Origin of the sequence: Streptomyces sp. NPDC047117 (assembly GCF_040643545.1) — a bacterium.
Taxonomy (GTDB): domain Bacteria; phylum Actinomycetota; class Actinomycetes; order Streptomycetales; family Streptomycetaceae; genus Streptomyces.
In genome coordinates this window covers 455,534-471,664 of the sequence record NZ_JBEYUN010000005.1, presented here as the reverse complement: position 1 = coordinate 471,664, position 16,131 = coordinate 455,534, and the positions used below count along the sequence as shown (strand labels likewise).

The window sequence follows — 16,131 nt, the reverse complement described above, 5'->3', positions numbered from 1 at the left end:
CCCGCGAGGTCACTTCTTGACGCGGACGTCCTTGCGGACCTTGCCGAGCAGATCGGCGGCGGAGTCCAGCTCACGCGCCGTGTTCTTCTCGCCCGGCATGACGACGGCGAAGGTGCTGTAGTCCGCCCAGGCGCAGATCGGCAGCTCGGCGACCTCGCCCGGCTTCGGGTCCTTGGCCTTCGCCATCTGGCACTTCACCAGCGCGCCCTCGGCGCCCTCGGGGGTGAACTCCTCGGGCGTGCCGACCAGATCGGCGTCACTGCCGTTCTTCACGGTCTGCTTCTGCATGTACAGGAAGAAGGCGTCCAGCGCGGTGCCGGGGTCGGTCATCGTCCCGTACGAGCCCTGCAGCACCAGGCCGTTCTTCGGGTTCGCGCCGGGGGAGTAGACGCCCTGCACCGACGTCGGGTCCTTCATCGGCAGGTTCTTGGACATGCCGTCCTTGCCGGCGGAGGTCCGGCCCGAGCCCGGCACCAGCGAGTAGCCCGCCGCCCGGCCCGGCGTCGAGAGCTTGTGCGGACCGTCGTTCTCCAGGCCGCCGCCCCCGCCGAAGACCGCGATGGCACCGCCCGCGATCGCGCCCACGACCACGACCGCGCCGATGATCAGCGCGATCTTCTTGCCGTTGCCGCCACCGCCGCTCTCCGGCTGGGGCGGCGGCACCTGGCCGTACTGCGGCTGCTGCTGGCCGTACGGGGCCTGCTGCGGGAACTGGCCGGGCTGCTGCCCGTAGGGGGCCTGCTGCTGGCCGTACGGCGCCTGCGGCTGACCGTAGGGCTGCTGCGGCTGTCCGTACGGCTGCTGCGGAGGCTGGCCGTACGGCGCCTGGGGCTGACCGCCGTAACCCTGCTGCGGGGGCACCGGGCCGCCCTGCTGCGGGTAGCCGTAGCCCGGCTGCGGGCCCTGCGGCTGCTGCGGCTGCCCGTACGGGCCCTGCTGCGGGGGCTGCCCGTACGGGCCGGGTGGCGGCTGGTTGTAACTCATGGAGCGGTTTCCCCTCGTGACAACAGAACAACGGAGAGCTTTATGCGTTGCTCACATCCTGTACGACTCCGGACACCACCGGTGCCCCGGGGGCCAAACCGATTCGAGACTGCTACATCCGCGCCCGTACACTGAGCGACGTGACCGAGACGACTCACCAGAGCCCCCTTGCCGGGCCGAACAGCACCCCCACCGAACTGCCGACCCAGTACGCGCCGGCCGACGTAGAGGGGCCGCTGTACGAGCGCTGGGTAGAGCGCGGTTACTTCGAGGCCGACGCCAAGAGCGAGAAGCCTCCGTACACGATCGTGATCCCCCCGCCGAACGTCACGGGCTCCCTCCACCTCGGCCACGCCTTCGAGCACACGCTGATCGACGCCCTGACCCGCCGCAAGCGGATGCAGGGGTACGAGACGCTGTGGCAGCCGGGCATGGACCACGCCGGCATCGCCACCCAGAACGTCGTCGAGCGCGAGCTCGCCAAGGAGGGCAAGTCCCGCCACGACCTGGGCCGCGAGGCGTTCGTCGAGCGGGTCTGGCAGTGGAAGGCCGAGTCCGGCGGGCAGATCGCCGGGCAGATGAGCCGCCTCGGCGAGGGCCTGGCCTGGTCCCGCGACCGCTTCACCATGGACGAGGGCCTGTCCAAGGCCGTCCAGAACGTCTTCAAGAAGATGTACGACGACGGCCTGATCTACCGCGCCGAGCGCATCATCAACTGGTGCCCGCGCTGTCTGACGGCCATCTCCGACATCGAGGTCGACTACCAGGACGACGACGGCGAGCTCGTCTCCATGAAGTACGGCGAGGGCGACGAGACGATCGTCGTCGCCACCACCCGCGCCGAGACGATGCTCGGCGACACCGCCGTCGCCGTCCACCCCGAGGACGAGCGGTACGCGCACCTCATCGGCAAGCGGATCAAGCTGCCGCTGACCGACCGCACCATCCCGGTCGTCGCCGACGCGCACGTCGACCCCGAGTTCGGCACCGGCGCCGTCAAGGTCACGCCCGCCCACGACCCGAACGACTTCGCCATCGGGCAGCGCCACGACCTGGAGACCATCCAGGTCCTGGACGAGCGCGGCGTCATCACCACCCCCGGCCCCTTCCAGGGCCTGGACCGCTTCGAGGCCCGTGCCGCGATCGTCGCCGCCCTGCGTGCCGACGGCCGGATCGTCGCCGAGAAGCGCCCGTACGTGCACTCCGTCGGACACTGCTCCCGCTGCAAGACCACGCTGGAGCCGCGGCTGTCGATGCAGTGGTGGGTCAAGGTCGAGACGCTCGCCAAGGCCGCCGGCGACGCGGTCCGCGACGGCCGCGTCACCATCCACCCGGCCGACATGACCCAGCGCTACTTCGACTGGGTCGACAACCTCAACGACTGGTGCATCTCCCGCCAGCTGTGGTGGGGTCACCGCATCCCCGTCTGGCACGGCCCCGACGGGCAGATGGTCTGCGTCGGCCCGGACGACGAGGCGCCCACCGGCGAGGGCTGGCACCAGGACACCGACGTCCTCGACACCTGGTTCTCCTCGGGCCTGTGGCCGTTCTCCACGCTCGGCTGGCCGGAGCGGACCGAGTCGCTGGAGAAGTTCTATCCGAACTCCGTCCTGGTCACCGGCTACGACCTGATGTTCTTCTGGGTCGCCCGGATGATGATGTTCGGCCTGTACGCCATGGACGACGTCCCCTTCCGCACGATCGCGTTCCACGGCATGGTCCGGGACGAGAACGGCAAGAAGATGTCGAAGTCCTTCGGCAACGTCGTCAACCCGCTCGACTGGATGGACAAGTACGGCTCCGACGCCCTGCGCTTCACCCTGGCGCGCGGCGCGAACCCGGGCGTCGACGTGCCGATCGGCGAGGACTGGGTCCAGGCGTCCCGGAACTTCGCCAACAAGATCTGGAACGCCACCCGCTTCGCGCTGATGAACGGCGCCACGGTCGAGGGCCCGCTGCCGGACGCCGCCGCGATGTCCGCCACCGACCGCTGGATCCTCTCCCGCCTGAACTCGGTGGTCGCCGAGGTCGACGCGTACTACGAGGACTACCAGTTCGCCAAGCTCTCCGACGCCCTCTACCACTTCGCGTGGGACGAGGTCTTCGACTGGTACGTCGAACTGTCCAAGACCACCTTCATGGCGGGCGGCGAGGGCGCCAAGGTCTCGGCCCGCGTCCTCGGCGAGGTCCTGGACGTTACCCTGCGCCTCCTCCACCCGGTCGTGCCCTTCGTCACCGAAACGCTCTGGACCACGCTCACCGGCAAGGAGTCCGTCGTCATCGCCGACTGGCCCTCGGACAGCGGCTTCCGCGACCCGAGCGCCGAGAAGGAGATCGAGACGGTCCAGCAGGTCGTCACCGAGGTCCGCCGCTTCCGCTCCGACCAGGGCCTCCAGCCCGGCCAGCGGGTCCCGGCGCAGCTGGACCTGGCCGGCACGGAGCTCGCGGCGCACGAGGCCGCGATGCGTTCGCTGCTCCGCCTGCAGCCCGCCGGCGAGGACTTCGCCGCCACCGCGTCGCTGCCGGTGGCCGGGGCGACCGTCGCGCTGGACCTCTCCGGCACGATCGACGTCGAGGCCGAGCGCAAGCGCCTGGCCAAGGACCTCGCCGCGGCCGAGAAGGAGAAGGCGCAGGCGACCGCCAAGCTCGGCAACGAGGCGTTCCTCGCCAAGGCCCCCGAGAAGGTCGTGGACAAGATCCGCACCCGGCTGGAGACCGCCGAGGCGGACATCGTCCGCATCACCGCCCAGCTGGAGCGCCTGCCGAAGGCGTAACCCCACCGCTCGAACCGAGGCCCCCGGCCCCTTGCAAAAGGGACGGGGGCCTCGCGCATCGCCGACGAGCGGCACGCATGCTGTCCCGGTGCCTCGCGTTGCCGGCGAGTGGCACGACGCGGCCTCACGTCGCCGACGAGTGGCGCACAGTGTGCCGATTGTCGATATTTGCGTACGGTTTTCTCATCCGCCTCTCATCGAGCGGAGTGACGCTGGGGGTCATGAACAAACCCCTGCGACGCGTCTCCGTCTTCTGCATCGCCCTGGTCCTCGCCCTGATGGGCTGGGTCACCTGGATCCAGGGCGCCAAGGCGGACTCCCTCGCGGACGACGAGCACAATCCGCGGGTCACCATCCAGAAGTACTCCCGCCCGCTGGGCAACATCCTCGTCGACGGCCGCCCGGTCACCGGCTCCGCACGGACCGACGGCCCCCTCGCCTACAAGCGGACCTACACCGACGGCCCGCTGTACGCGCCCCTCACCGGCTACTCCTCCCAGATCTACGGCTCCACCCAGCTCGAAGCCCTCTACGGCGACGTACTGGACGGCTCCGACACCCGGCTCCAGTCCCCGGAGAACCTCGTCTCCCGCGAACGCGCCAAGGGCGGCGACGTGGCCACCACCCTCGACACCAGGATCCAGAAGGCCGGCTACAAGGCGCTCGGCAACAAGACCGGAGCCGCCGTCGCCCTCGACCCGGCCACCGGCCGCATCCTCGGCATGGTCTCCACCCCCTCCTACGACCCCGGCAAGTTCGCCGGCCAGTCCGGCTCCGACCAGAAGGCATGGGCCGCCCTCACCGGCGACAAGTCCCAGCCGCACCTCAACCGCGCGCTCCGCCAGACCTATCCGCCCGGCTCCACCTTCAAGCTCGTCGTCGCCGCGGCCGCACTGGAGAACGGCCTCTACTCCTCCGTCGACGAACGCACCGACAGCCCCAACCCCTACCGGCTCCCCGACACCCGCACCGACCTCACCAACGAGAACCCCGCCGCGCCCTGCAAGGACGCCACGATCCGCACCGCGCTCCAGTACTCCTGCAACAACGTCTTCGGCAAGCTGGCCGCCGACCTCGGCGAGAAGAAGGTCAAGGCACAGGCCGAGAAGTTCGGCTTCAACGACGCCAAGATCGACGTACCCGTCCGCGCGGGCAAGAGCATCTACCCCTCCGGCATGGACTCCGCGCAGACCGCCCTCTCCGGCATCGGCCAGTTCGACGACCAGGCCACCCCGCTGCAGATGGCCATGGTCGTCTCCGCCATCGCCAACGACGGCGACCTGAAGACCCCGCACGAGGTCGACAAGATCACCGACGGCGGCGGCAACACCGTCCAGGAGTACGGCCCGAAGACGTACCGGACCGCGATGTCCCAGGAGAACGCCGAACAACTCCAGTCCGCCATGCAGACCGTCGTCGAGAAGGGCACCGGCTCCGGCGCCAAGATCGACGGACTCACCGTCGGCGGCAAGACCGGCACCGCCCAGCACGGCGTCGACAACAGCGGCACCCCGTACGCCTGGTTCGTCTCCTACGCCGAGGACGCTCAGGGCCACCAGGTCGCCGTCGCCTCCGTCGTCGAGGACAGCGACGCCGCCCGCAACGAAATCTCCGGCGGCGGCCTGGCCGGACCGGTCGCCAAGGCGATGATGGAGGCGGCGCTCAAGAAGTGAGCTGCTCAAGAAGTGAGCTGCTCAAGAAATGATCCGGGGGGCGAAGCCCTGGACGTGACGTCCCCCGGCGGGCCGCTCAGGACGTGACGCCGCTCGCCGGGGCCCGTTCCGCATCCGCGCGGCCCGCGAGCGTCGCCGCACGGCCGCCGCTCAGCAGCTGCGCCCCCACCGTCACCACCAGGTTCGGCACCAGCGACAACAACCCCGCATCCACCGTCCCGATGTCCACACCCCCGAACGTCAGCCAGGCCAGCGTCCCCACCCCCGCGAGAATCCCGAGCAACGCCGGCACCGCCCGCAACCGCACCCGCCGCGCCAACGCCGCCACCGTCGCCGGCGCCAGCTGCGCCAGCCCGCCGTACGTGAGCAACAGCAGGTTGGCCAGCAGCGCCGGCCGGGTCAGCCCGAGCACCAGCGCAAGCCCCGAAGCGAGCACCACACAGCCGTGGTTGATCCGCATCGTGGCCCGCTCGCTGCGCGCCGGCAGCAGGTTGCGCGAGATCAGCGTCGAGATGCCCAGCAGCAGCGCGGCGGACGGCACCATCGCGGTCGCCGCGGCGGCCACCGCCACCACACCGACCAGCCACCCCGGAAGCGCGCCCCCGGCCACGGTGAGCAGCGCGGCCTTGCTGTCCGTACCGGGTGCGAGCGTCATCGCACCGGCGAAGCCGATCACCACCGGTACGGCGATGGCGACCTGGTACAGCGGCAGCCAGATGTAGTTCCGGCGCAGCGCACGCGAACTGCTCGCCGAGAGGATCGCGGACCACAGGTGCGGCATGGTGTTCAGCCCCGCACCGATCGAGCTGATCAGCATGGCGGTGGTGAACCACGTCGCGTCGGCGCCACCGCCGTGCAGCGTGAGCAGCTCCGGACGGCTCTCCCGTACGGCGCTGAACAGGCCGCCGAGCCCGCCGTCGAGCGCCAGCGGCACGGCGATCACCAGGATCAGCAGCGCGACGACCATCAGGACGTCCTTGAAGTACGCGGTACGGGCGATGCCGCGAATCCCGGACCACAGGACGAAACCGACGGTGAGCACCGTCGCCAGGATCATCGAGCCGGTGGCCCCCGTCTCGCTGCCCGTGGCCAGCTGCACGATCAGACCCAGCCCGGTGATCTGCAACTGCAGGTACGGCAGCAGGAAGACCGCGCCCACCACCGCGACGACCTTCCCCAGCAGCGGGCTGCGGAACCGGTCGGCGAAGAAGTCGGCCTGCGTGATGTACCCGTTCTCCTTGCCCAGCCGCCACAGCCGGGGCCCCGTCAGGTACTGCCCGATCAGACACAGCGACAGATAGCCCAGCGCGTACGTCGCCGCCACCCCGTCACTGAAGGCGAGACCCGCCAGCCCCAGGAAGCTGAACGTCGTGAACGACTCGCCGGCCTGCAGGAACCACATCGTCACGGCCCCGAAACGCCGCCCGCCCACGGCCCATTCACCGAGGTCATGGCCCGTATTGCGACGCCCGGACAGACCGACGGCGGCAATCGCGAGGATGCCGGCCAGGGCGACCACCATGGTGGTGCTCATGCCGCGGCCTCCTCTTGGGCGTTCCGGGCGTCCTGGGCGTCCAGGGCGTCCTCGGGGTGCGGAGCACGCGCCTCGTACCACGCGAGCGCGACGGTCGTACCCACCGTCCACACCACGCTCCACACCAGAACGGCGGGCAGACCCAGCCACAACCGGGTCGTATTGACGAAGGGCAGAAAGGGCGTGGCGAAGAACCCGGCCGTGGGCACGGCAAGGAACGCCAGATGACGCTGGCTCATGACGAAGTCCCGTCGAAGGAGGGGAGAGGAGCGGAACAGCGGTGCGGGAGGGGGGTGGAGGAGATGGGGCCTCAGGGAACTTGGGGCGGCTCGGCCGCGGGGAGGCGGACGTACGGGGAGCCGGGGCCTTTTCGGTGCCGGAAGCGGCTCAGCCGCGGGGGAGTACGGGGCGGCGCAGGCCGTGCCCGGTCGCGGCCTCGTACGCGGCTCCGGCCCGCAGAACGGTCAACTCGGCCCGCGGCGCGGCGACGACCTGCAGGCCGACCGGCAGACCGCCGGGCGTGAACCCGGCCGGCACGGACAGCGCGGGCGCGCCGAGCACCGTGACGAAGTACGCCGACCGCATCCAGTCCAGATAGGTCCGCTGCGGCTGCCCGGCGATCGAGGTCGGGTACTCCAGGTCGATGTCGAACGGCACGACCTGGCTGACCGGCGCGAGCAGCACGTCGTACCGCGAGAAGAAGTCCACGGCGGCGAGGTGAATACGGGCGTGCGCGGCGGTGGCCCGCGCGAGATCGGCACCGGTGAGCCGCCGCCCCTCCTCGATGTTCCACACCAGGCTGGGCTTGAGCGCGCCGGGATGCGCGTCGAGCAGCTCGCCGAGCCCCAGCGCGAACTCCTGCGCCCGCAGCGTACGGAAGACCTCCTCGGCCCCGTTCAGGTCCGGGCAGTCCTCGGTGACGCGGCAGCCCAGCTCCTCGAAGACCTGGACCTGCGGCTCCAGCACCGCCGTGACCTCCGGATCGACCGGCACCCGGCCGCCCAGGTCGGGCGTCCACGCGACCCGCAGCCCGCTCAGGTCGCGCTCCAGCGGGGTGCGGAAGGCGGCGCCCGGCGTCTCCAGCGTGAGCGGACAGCGCGGATCGGGGCCCGCCATGACCGACAGCAGCAGCGCCACGTCGGCGACGCTGCGGCCCAACGGCCCGGCCACGGCCATGGTGTCCCACGGGTTGCCCCTGGGCAGCGCCGGCACCCGGCCCGGCGTCGGCCGCAGCCCGACGACGTTGCAGAAGGAAGCGGGGTTGCGCAGCGAGCCGCCCATGTCGGAGCCGTCGGCGAGGGAGTGCAGCCCGGCGGCGAGGGCGGCCGCGGCGCCGCCACTGCTGCCGCCGGCCGTGCGCGTCGGGTCGTACGGATTCCGGGTGGCGCCGAAGACCGGGTTGAAGGTGTGCGAACCGGCCGCGAACTCCGGCACGTTGGTCTTGCCGATCCGGATCGCACCGGCCGCCTGTATCCGCTCCACGAGGAGTTCGTCCTCGTCGGGCACATGATCGGCGAAGAGCGGCGACCCGTGGGTCGTCCGCATGCCGCGCGTCAGGTGCGTGTCCTTGAAGGCGATGGGCAGCCCGTGCAGGGGCCCCGGCTCCTCGCCCCGGGCGATCCGGTCGTCGGCGTCACGGGCGGCGGCCAGCGCACCGTCGGGGTCGACCGTGACGACGGCGTTGACCTGCGGGCCGACGCGCTCGATCCGGTCCAGGTGGGCCTGCGCGACCTCCCGGGCCGACAGTTCGCGCTTACGGATCCGGGCAGCGAGTTCGGTGGCCGGGGCATACGTGATCTCGTCCGTCATGACCGTCCTAGAGCAGCGGCGTGGATGGTGGCTCATCCTGAAGTCCCCTGCCGGAAACGGTCAAGACTCATGCTGCAATGAAGTTTCCAGACGCCAAACCCAACGCACTGACGCTTACGGTCGCTACCGCAGCCGCCAGGCCAAGGAGGCAAGCCACGCGAGCTACGCGTTGCGCGCCCACCTCATCCGACTCATCCGCCTCGCCCGCGACTACGCGATCCGCCTCGTCCCACGACTACGCGGACAGCGACCGCATCAAGGGAGTGGGCGTGGCGCTGCGCTTCATGGCCGCCACCACCAGGTGCGAGCTGACCGCCTCGACGTGGCGTACCCACGGCCCCTCGGTGAGGAAGGCGTGCAGCGCCGTCATCGACGGCTGGGTGACATCGACCAGCAGCTGGTGCTCACCCATCACCACCGCCGCGTACCGCACCAGCGGCGACTCCGTCAGCAGCCGGCCCACGGCCTCCACCGCGTCCGGCCGGGTCCGGATCCACAGCAGCGCCTCGACCGGCAGCCCCAGCAGGGCCGGCTCCACCGCGGCCCGGATCGACACCGCGCCCGAGCGGGTCAGCGCCTCCACCCGGCGCCGCGCGGTCGCCTCGGACACCCCCGCGAGCGCCGCCAGCTCCTCGTGCGTACGCCGCCCGTCCTCGGCCAGCGCCTCCACGATGCGCCGCTCCTCGGGGCTCAGCTCCTCGGCCGGCGCCCCCGCCTCCTCGGGGCGGGCCGGGAAGCGGGACAGCGCCGCGACCTCGGCCTCGTCCAGGATGCCGGGGTGCCAGTCGTGGACCGTACGGAAGTACCGCAGTACGGGGGAGACGTGCTGGGCGAGCAGGCCCGGTACGGGCGGGGCCTCGTCCAGCATCAGCGCGGCCAGCCGGCCCGGCGGGCACTGCACCTCCGCCACGCAGTCCGGCGGTCCGGACAGCACGTAGCTGAAGATCGTGTCGGCCCGGCCCGCCATGGCCAGCGCCGCGTCCCGGGCCGTACCCGGCGGGCAGCCGAGGCGGACGATGGCGGTCTCGCCGCGTGCGACCAGGCCGGTGACCGTCACCTGCCCGCTGCCCAGCAGGTGCAGGCCGCGGCGTGCGACGGTGCGCTCGGGCTCGCCCAGCGCGGCGGCGATGCGGCGCCAGGAGGCCCGGCCGTCGATCTGCAGCGCGGCGATGATCCGGCGGTCCAGGGCGTCGGGCCCTTGGCCCGTGTCGGCAGCGGTCACGCGTTCACAGTAACGAGGACTGTGTTGGGGGTGATGGGGGTGATGGGGGCGATGGGTGACGCCCGAGCCGACGATGCGGTGCCTGAGCTGAGCCCGCGATGCTGCGGTGCCCGAGCCGGCGATGCGGTCGGTGCGGGGCAGTCGGGGTGCGGGACTCGGGTGGCGGGGCAGTCGGTGTGCGGGGCTGTCGGGGAGTGGGGTGGTTGGGAGGGGCGGGCCGCGCGGGTCCTCTTTTACGGCAACGATTACTGAGGGTAAGATCGTGCCCCGAGTCAATTACGTATTGTGATTGTACGCCCTGTGAGGTAAATGCGGTCGCTCTCCTAGACTGGTGGCGTGAGCGAGCGCCCCCAGAACGACGACCCCGACCCGATCCCGGACCCGGACGAGGTCTCCGACGCCTTCGAGGAGATGGTCGGAGCCGAGACCGACCGGGACCCCGACCTCGCGGTGATCGAGGCCGGCAGCCGCACGCTGCGGGCCCAGGCCGGACCGCCGACGAGCGACATCCCCGCGCGCCCCGAGGACCCCGAGGTGGACCGCGCGCTGCGCGCCGTGGAGACCGAGCTGGCGTCCCGGTGGGGCGAGACCAAGCTCGACCCGTCGGTGCAGCGCATCGCGGCCCTGATGGACATCCTCGGGGAGCCGCAGCGTTCGTATCGTTCCATTCACATCACCGGGACGAACGGCAAGACCAGTACGGCGCGCATGATCGAGGCGCTGCTGGCCGCCTTCGACCTGCGTACCGGGCGCTACACCAGCCCGCACGTGCAGTCGATCACCGAGCGGATCAGCCTGGACGGCGCCCCGATCTCCGCCGAGAAGTTCATCGAGACGTACGAGGACATCAAGCCGTACGTGGAGATGGTGGACCAGCGCGAGGAATACCGGCTGTCCTTCTTCGAGGTGATGACCGGCATGGCGTACGCCGCGTTCGCGGACGCGCCGGTGGACATCGCGGTCGTCGAGGTCGGGATGGGCGGCAAGTGGGACGCCACGAATGTGATCGACGGTGATGTGGCCGTCGTGACGCCGATCTCGCTGGACCACACCGACCGGCTCGGCGATACGCCGGAGGCGATCGCGGGCGAGAAGTCCGGGATCATCAAGAAGGACGCCACGGTCGTGCTCGCGCAGCAGCCGGTGGAGGCGGCCTCGGTGATGCTCAAGCACGCCGTCGAGGTGGACGCCACGGTGGCCCGCGAGGGCATGGAGTTCGGCGTGCTGCACCGCGAGGTCGCGGTCGGCGGGCAGATGCTGACGCTGCGCGGTCTGGGCGGCGAGTACACCGACATCTTCCTGCCGCTGTACGGCGCGCACCAGGCGCACAACGCGGCCGTCGCGCTCGCCGCGGTGGAGGCGTTCTTCGGGGTCGGTACGCAGCACTCCCGCACGCTGGACATCGACACCATCCGTACCGCGTTCGCCTCGGTGTCCTCGCCGGGCCGCATGGAGGTCGTGCGCCGGAGCCCCACGGTGGTGCTGGACGCGGCGCACAACCCCGCGGGCGCCCGCGTGACCGCCGAAGCGGTGACCGAGGCGTTCGGTTTCAGCCGTCTTGTGGGCGTGGTCGGCGCGAGTGCGGACAAGGACGTACGCGGGCTGCTGGAGGCGTTCGAGCCGGTCTTCGCGGAGATCGTGGTGACGCGGAACAGCACGCCCCGTTCGATGGACCCGGACGAGCTGGCCGGCATCGCGGTCGAGGTCTTCGGCGCCGAGCGGGTCCAGGTCGAGCCGCGGCTCGACGACGCCCTGGAGGCGGCCATCACGCTGGCCGAGGAAGAGGGCGAGTACAGCGGCGCCGGCGTGCTGGTCACCGGTTCCGTGATCACGGTCGGCGAGGCCCGGCTGCTTCTGGGGAGGAACTGACATGCGCACCCTGTGTGCGAGCACCCTGATCGGTGAGTTCTTCGTGATCGGCTTCGCGGCGCTGGTCGCGATGCAGACCTCGGATCTGTCCGCGGCGACGGTCTGGACGGTCAGCGGGATCGCGATGCTGGTGTCGCTGTTGCTGTGCGGCATGATCTCCCGCCCCGGTGGGGTGGCGCTCGGCTGGGTGCTGCAGATCGCGCTGATCGCCAGTGGTGTGGTCGTGCCGACGATGTACTTCCTCGGCGCGGTCTTCGCCGCCCTGTGGTGGGCCTCGGTCCACTTCGGTCGCAAGATCGACGAGGCGAAGGCCCGCTGGGCCGCCCAGGCGGACACCGCGGACCGGGCGGACACTACGACCCAGGCGGACACCACGACCCGGGCGGCCGGCGCGGAGCCGGACCCCGCCTGAGCCCACGCCTCAAGTCCGGGCCCACGCCTCAAGTCCGGGCCCACGACTCAAGTCCGGGCCCACCACTCAGGACCTGGGGCCGCACGCGGCCTCTCCGCAGGATCCGGCCCCGGGCCCGGCCCCCGGCCGGGTCCGGCGGCCCATGTAGCCTCCTCGGCACACCCGTAACTCTCTGTACTGCAAGGAGCCCCACCGATGAGCCAGCGCACCCTCGTCCTTCTCAAGCCGGACGCCGTCCGGCGCGGCCTGGTCGGCGAGATCCTGGGCCGCATCGAGCGGAAGGCGGGCTGGACGATCGGCGCGCTGGAGCTGCGCACCCTCGACCGCGCGGTGCTGGAGCAGCACTACGCCGAGCACGTCGGCCGGGATTTCTACGAGCCGCTGGTGGCCTTCATGTCCTCCGGTCCGGTCGTTTCTCTGGTCGTGGAAGGCGAGCGGGTGATTGAGGGCGTACGCCAGTTGGCTGGTCCTACCGACCCGATCAAGGCGCCGAGCGGGTCCATTCGGGGCGACTTCGGGACAATCACCCGGGAAAATCTCATTCACGCGTCCGATTCCGAGGAGTCCGCGGAGCGCGAGATCAAGATTTTCTTCCCCGGCCTGTCCTGACGGGGCGTCAGGGGGAAACCCGCTGCCACCTGGGGCGACCGAAGAAATTCGGTCGCCCTTCGGCATATGTACAGCCAACGGGGGAACGCATCACCCCGACACGACGTCACCATTAAGGGGGGCGGGTACGTGTTCCGCTGACAATGGCGGAGGAACCCCGCACCGCGTTCGAGCGGACGGGCCTTCCCGGACTACCATGAAGGCTTCCGCGCGTCAGCGCATCACCTCCTGCCGACCTCCAGTAAGCATTCGCTCCAGTTGGGAAGGCCAGACGTATCCTCATGGGGAACAACATGTCGTTCATCGGCCGTGACATGGCTGTCGACCTCGGCACCGCCAACACGCTGGTGTACGTCAGGGGTCGAGGGATCGTTCTCAACGAACCGTCGGTCGTGGCCATCAACACCAACACCGGCGGGATCCTCGCCGTGGGCGCCGAGGCCAAGAAGATGATCGGCCGCACCCCTGGCAACATCGTGGCCGTCCGCCCGCTCAAGGACGGCGTGATCGCCGACTTCGAGATCACCGAGCGGATGCTCCGCTACTTCATCCTCAAGATCCACAAGCGCCGGTACCTCGCCCGGCCGCGGGTCGTCGTCTGTGTGCCGTCCGGCATCACAGGTGTCGAGCGCCGTGCCGTCATCGAGGCGTCCACCCAGGCCGGCGCCCGACAGGTGCACATCATCGAGGAGCCCATGGCCGCGGCCATCGGTTCCGGGCTGCCGGTCCACGAGGCCACCGGCAACATGGTGGTGGACATCGGCGGCGGCACGACCGAGGTCGCCGTGATCTCGCTCGGCGGAATCGTCACGGCGCAGTCGATCCGGGTGGCCGGCGACGAGCTGGACAACGCGATCATCCAGCACATCAAGAAGGAGTACAGCCTTCTGCTGGGCGAGCGCACCGCCGAGTCCATCAAGATCACGATCGGTTCGGCGTACGACCTCGACCAGGACGAGCACACCGAGATCCGCGGCCGTGACCTGGTCTCGGGCCTGCCCAAGACCGTGGTGATCTCCGCGGCCGAAGTCCGCAAGGCCATCGAGGAGCCGGTCAACTCCATCGTCGACGCGGTGAAGACGACCCTGGACAAGTGCCCGCCGGAGCTCTCCGGCGATGTCATGGACCGCGGCATCGTCCTCACCGGCGGCGGCGCCCTGCTCCGCGGCCTGGACGAGCGGCTCCGCCGCGAGACCGGCATGCCGATCCACATCGCCGAGGACCCGCTGGACTCCGTGGCGCTCGGTTCCGGCAAGTGCGTGGAGGAGTTCGAGGCACTGCAGCAGGTGCTCGACTCGCAGCCGCGCAGATGACCACGGTCGGCGATCCGCCGTACGGCCGCCTGCCGCCCCGTACGGCGGATCGCTGATATACAGACAGCTCACACTCACGTAACACCCCCCACCTCCCCCGCTCCCGCCTCCCGCTCTTCCGCAGTACCGGTAGTACAGACACCTTCGGTACCGCCCTCTCGCGGCGGTCCCGCGCACAACTGCAATACAGGCACAACCCAGATCCCCAGCGAGACCGGCGCGGGCCCGCAGCCGGCCGGTCCTACGAGGAAGGACACGGCCGCCGCACGTGAGGGACACACGAGAGAGCCGGCTCCTGCTGGTGCTGCTGGTCGCGATCGCGTTCGCACTGATCACGGTGGACATCCGCGGCGGCGAGCAGTCCCCGCTGCAGGGTGCCCGGCAGGTCGCGGCCTCCGCCTTCGGGCCGGTCGAGACCGGTGTCGCCTCGGTCGTGGACCCGGTCGGCAACGCCGTCGACGCGGTACGCGACTCCGACGGCCGGCACAGCCGCATCGCCGAACTGGAACGCCAGAACGCCGCCCTGAAGTCCAAACTGGGCTCCTCCGACCGCGACCGGGTGCGCGCAGCGGAGCTGGACAAGATGCTCAAGACCGCCGGCGCCGGCCAGTACGCCATCAAGGGCGCCCAGGTCATCGCCATAGGAGCCACGCAGGGCTTCTCCTGGACCGTCACCGTCGACGCGGGCACCAAGGACGGCATCGCCCGTGACATGACCGTGCTGAACGGCGACGGGCTGGTCGGCCGGGTCACCACCGTCGGCCCCAACACCGCCACGGTCCTGCTCGCCATCGACCCGGACTTCACCGTCGGTACCCGCATGGAGAAGACCAACGAGATCGGCTTCGCCAACGGCCAGGGCGGCGGTCCGCTGCGCGTCCAGCTCCTCAACGGCAAGGCGAACGTGAAGAAGGGCGACCGGATGGTCACCTTCGGCTCCAGCGAGGGCAAGCCGTTCGTGCCCGGCGTGCCGGTCGGCACCATCACCCACGTCGGCAGCGCCAACGGCGACCTCACCCGCACGGTCCAGGTCAAGCCGTTCGCCGGCTTCTCCCGCCTGGACGTGGTCGGCGTCGTGGTCCAGCCGCCGCGCGACAACCCGCGGGACACGGTCCTGCCGCCCAAGCCCGCCAAGCCCAAGCCCACCCCGACGGTCACCGTGACCGCCAAGCCCAAGCCTTCCTCGAGCGGCGCCCCCAGGAGCTGAGCCCGATGCGCATCAACCGGATCCTCCTCTCCACCGTCCTCGTGGCCGTGGCCCTCGTCGTCCAGGTGGGTGTGCTCGCCCGGCTCCACCTGCCCGGAGCCGTGCCGGACCTGGTCCTGCTGGTCGTCCTCGGCCTGGCCATGGTCTACGGCCATGTCGCCGGGGCGTTCATCGGCTTCGGCGCCGGGCTCCTCGCCGACCTGGCGCCGCCCTCGGACCACGCGATCGGCCGGTACGCCCTCGTCCTGTGCGTCATCGGTTACGTCGCCGGGCTGACCAAGCCCGACAAGAGCCAGCACCGCTCGGCTTCGATGCCGCTCATCGTGGTGGTGTGCGCGGCCATCGGCTCCACGCTGCTGTACGCCGGTGTCGGCTCGCTGGCCGGGGACAACGCCGGCGACACGGTCGGCATCCCGATGCTGCTGCTCACCGCCACCGTGTACGACCTGGTGCTCGCGCCCTTCTGTGTCCCGCTGGTGATGGCGCTGGCCCGCCGCTCGGAGAAACCGCTGGCGGGCGAGAGTTCCGGCGGCACCCAGTCCGGGCCGATGGCGGGCGAGGCCGCGTACGGCTGGCTGTCCACCGGCAGCGGGCTGCGCATGAGCCGTTCCGGGCGGGGCGGCCGCACGCCGCGCATCGGCAGCCAGCGCGGCGGTCTGCTCGGCGGCCGGAAGCCGGCACGCATCAAGGGGGTCAAGCGCCTGTGAGCCACACACCGTTCCAGG

Annotated in this window: 13 protein-coding genes; 8 read left to right on the top strand and 5 right to left on the bottom strand. The window is 70.7% G+C overall.

All coding sequences use genetic code 11. From position 1 onward, the window contains the following. Positions 1 to 9 precede the first annotated feature (9 nt). Positions 10 to 984 carry a hypothetical protein gene (locus ABZ840_RS12725; RefSeq protein ID WP_361557675.1) on the bottom strand — a complete coding sequence of 325 codons (975 nt, stop codon included), beginning with the start codon at positions 982 to 984 and terminating at the stop codon, positions 10 to 12. Between the two features lie 140 nt (positions 985 to 1,124). Between ABZ840_RS12725 and ABZ840_RS12720 the strand changes: the two genes are divergently transcribed. Further along, entirely contained in the window at positions 1,125 to 3,758 is a 2,634-nt protein-coding gene (locus ABZ840_RS12720) for a valine--tRNA ligase (RefSeq protein ID WP_361557672.1), read from the top strand. Between the two features lie 221 nt (positions 3,759 to 3,979). Next, positions 3,980 to 5,431 (top strand): penicillin-binding transpeptidase domain-containing protein, encoded by a 1,452-nt coding sequence (locus ABZ840_RS12715; protein ID WP_361557669.1) that lies wholly within the window; start codon positions 3,980 to 3,982, stop codon positions 5,429 to 5,431. A gap of 76 nt (positions 5,432 to 5,507) precedes the next feature. On the opposite strand, the gene ABZ840_RS12710 is transcribed toward ABZ840_RS12715, so the two are convergent. The 4 genes from ABZ840_RS12710 to ABZ840_RS12695 all read right to left on the bottom strand — a co-directional run bounded on the left by ABZ840_RS12710 (position 5,508) and on the right by ABZ840_RS12695 (position 9,996). Further along, positions 5,508 to 6,965 (bottom strand): sodium:solute symporter family protein, encoded by a 1,458-nt coding sequence (locus ABZ840_RS12710; RefSeq protein WP_361557666.1) that lies wholly within the window; start codon positions 6,963 to 6,965, stop codon positions 5,508 to 5,510. Continuing rightward, the gene (locus tag ABZ840_RS12705) at positions 6,962 to 7,204 is read right to left on the bottom strand and encodes a hypothetical protein (protein ID WP_361557663.1); all 243 of its coding nucleotides are present in this window, start codon (positions 7,202 to 7,204) and stop codon (positions 6,962 to 6,964) included. The genes ABZ840_RS12710 and ABZ840_RS12705 overlap by 4 nt, the downstream gene beginning before the upstream one ends. Positions 7,205 to 7,352: 148 nt before the next feature. Continuing rightward, positions 7,353 to 8,774, bottom strand: a complete 1,422-nt coding sequence (locus ABZ840_RS12700; RefSeq protein WP_361557660.1) for an amidase — start codon at positions 8,772 to 8,774, stop codon at positions 7,353 to 7,355. A gap of 235 nt (positions 8,775 to 9,009) precedes the next feature. Then, positions 9,010 to 9,996 (bottom strand): AsnC family transcriptional regulator, encoded by a 987-nt coding sequence (locus ABZ840_RS12695; RefSeq protein WP_361557657.1) that lies wholly within the window; start codon positions 9,994 to 9,996, stop codon positions 9,010 to 9,012. A gap of 336 nt (positions 9,997 to 10,332) precedes the next feature. On the opposite strand from ABZ840_RS12695, the gene ABZ840_RS12690 reads away from it, so the two are divergent. From ABZ840_RS12690 to mreD, 6 genes are all read left to right on the top strand, one after another. Further along, on the top strand, positions 10,333 to 11,865 hold the full coding sequence (locus tag ABZ840_RS12690) for a folylpolyglutamate synthase/dihydrofolate synthase family protein (protein ID WP_361557654.1): 1,533 nt from the start codon (positions 10,333 to 10,335) through the stop codon (positions 11,863 to 11,865). Between the two features lies 1 nt (position 11,866). Then, positions 11,867 to 12,277 (top strand): DUF4233 domain-containing protein, encoded by a 411-nt coding sequence (locus ABZ840_RS12685; protein ID WP_361557651.1) that lies wholly within the window; start codon positions 11,867 to 11,869, stop codon positions 12,275 to 12,277. A gap of 195 nt (positions 12,278 to 12,472) precedes the next feature. Beyond that, positions 12,473 to 12,886: a nucleoside-diphosphate kinase gene (ndk, locus tag ABZ840_RS12680; RefSeq protein ID WP_052866890.1), complete on the top strand. Its 414-nt coding sequence runs from the start codon at positions 12,473 to 12,475 to the stop codon at positions 12,884 to 12,886. Positions 12,887 to 13,179: 293 nt separating this feature from the next. Then, entirely contained in the window at positions 13,180 to 14,199 is a 1,020-nt protein-coding gene (locus ABZ840_RS12675) for a rod shape-determining protein (protein ID WP_030249658.1), read from the top strand. 268 nt (positions 14,200 to 14,467) lie between these two features. Beyond that, positions 14,468 to 15,406, top strand: coding sequence for a rod shape-determining protein MreC (gene mreC, locus ABZ840_RS12670; RefSeq protein WP_361557647.1), 939 nt, complete (start codon positions 14,468 to 14,470; stop codon positions 15,404 to 15,406). 5 nt (positions 15,407 to 15,411) lie between these two features. After that, a complete protein-coding gene (gene mreD, locus ABZ840_RS12665; RefSeq protein ID WP_361557644.1) occupies positions 15,412 to 16,113 on the top strand; it encodes a rod shape-determining protein MreD in 702 nt (233 codons plus the stop codon). Positions 16,114 to 16,131: the final 18 nt, after the last annotated feature.

What these genes read in the sequence shown, in the direction of transcription:
- ABZ840_RS12725 (WP_361557675.1), bottom strand. Translation starts at nt 984, where the DNA reads ATGAGTTACAACCAGCCGCCACCCGGCCCGTACGGGCAGCCCCCGCAG.
- ABZ840_RS12715 (WP_361557669.1), top strand. Translation starts at nt 3,980, where the DNA reads ATGAACAAACCCCTGCGACGCGTCTCCGTCTTCTGCATCGCCCTGGTC.
- ABZ840_RS12710 (WP_361557666.1), bottom strand. Translation starts at nt 6,965, where the DNA reads ATGAGCACCACCATGGTGGTCGCCCTGGCCGGCATCCTCGCGATTGCC.
- ABZ840_RS12705 (WP_361557663.1), bottom strand. Translation starts at nt 7,204, where the DNA reads ATGAGCCAGCGTCATCTGGCGTTCCTTGCCGTGCCCACGGCCGGGTTC.
- ABZ840_RS12700 (WP_361557660.1), bottom strand. Translation starts at nt 8,774, where the DNA reads ATGACGGACGAGATCACGTATGCCCCGGCCACCGAACTCGCTGCCCGG.
- ABZ840_RS12685 (WP_361557651.1), top strand. Translation starts at nt 11,867, where the DNA reads ATGCGCACCCTGTGTGCGAGCACCCTGATCGGTGAGTTCTTCGTGATC.
- ndk (WP_052866890.1), top strand. Translation starts at nt 12,473, where the DNA reads ATGAGCCAGCGCACCCTCGTCCTTCTCAAGCCGGACGCCGTCCGGCGC.
- ABZ840_RS12675 (WP_030249658.1), top strand. Translation starts at nt 13,180, where the DNA reads ATGTCGTTCATCGGCCGTGACATGGCTGTCGACCTCGGCACCGCCAAC.
- mreD (WP_361557644.1), top strand. Translation starts at nt 15,412, where the DNA reads ATGCGCATCAACCGGATCCTCCTCTCCACCGTCCTCGTGGCCGTGGCC.